Raw genomic sequence first — 505 nt, 5'->3', positions numbered from 1 at the left:
TATTCACAGCGATTTGGTTTATCGGATGGAAGGTTTCGACATCATTGCCCGCAAGAGTGAGAAGACAGGTAAGGTTGGCCTGATTTCTGGCGGTGGCAGTGGTCATGAGCCTTCCCACGCGGGTTTTGTCGGTGAGGGCATGCTGTCGGCCGCTATCTGCGGAGCAGTCTTTACTTCACCAACACCTGATCAGGTCTTGCAGGCTATCAAGGAAGCAGATGAGGGAGCTGGGGTCTTCATGGTAATCAAGAATTACTCCGGTGACATCATGAACTTTGAAATGGCTCAGGAAATGGCTGAGATGGAAGGGATTGAGGTGGCTAGTGTCATCGTAGATGACGATATCGCAGTGGAAGACAGCCTCTATACTCAAGGCCGCCGTGGAGTGGCTGGCACCATCCTTGTCCATAAGATTCTAGGGGATGCGGCGCGTGCAGGCAAATCTCTGACTGAAATCAAGGCTCTGGCTGATGAGCTAGTCAAAAATATTCACACAGTTGGCTTG

Annotated in this window: 1 protein-coding gene; it reads left to right on the top strand. The window is 51.1% G+C overall.

Annotated features, from left to right (window positions below):
- Position 1 precedes the first annotated feature (1 nt).
- The coding region (locus tag K1I97_RS10165; RefSeq protein WP_223351625.1) for a dihydroxyacetone kinase subunit DhaK at positions 2–505 on the top strand (504 nt) is incomplete at its 3' end.

It is taken from the genome of Streptococcus oralis, from assembly GCF_019929345.1.
Classification (GTDB): domain Bacteria; phylum Bacillota; class Bacilli; order Lactobacillales; family Streptococcaceae; genus Streptococcus.
The sequence above is the reverse complement of the archived record's forward strand: the minus strand, read 5'-3'. Positions and strand labels throughout refer to the sequence as shown.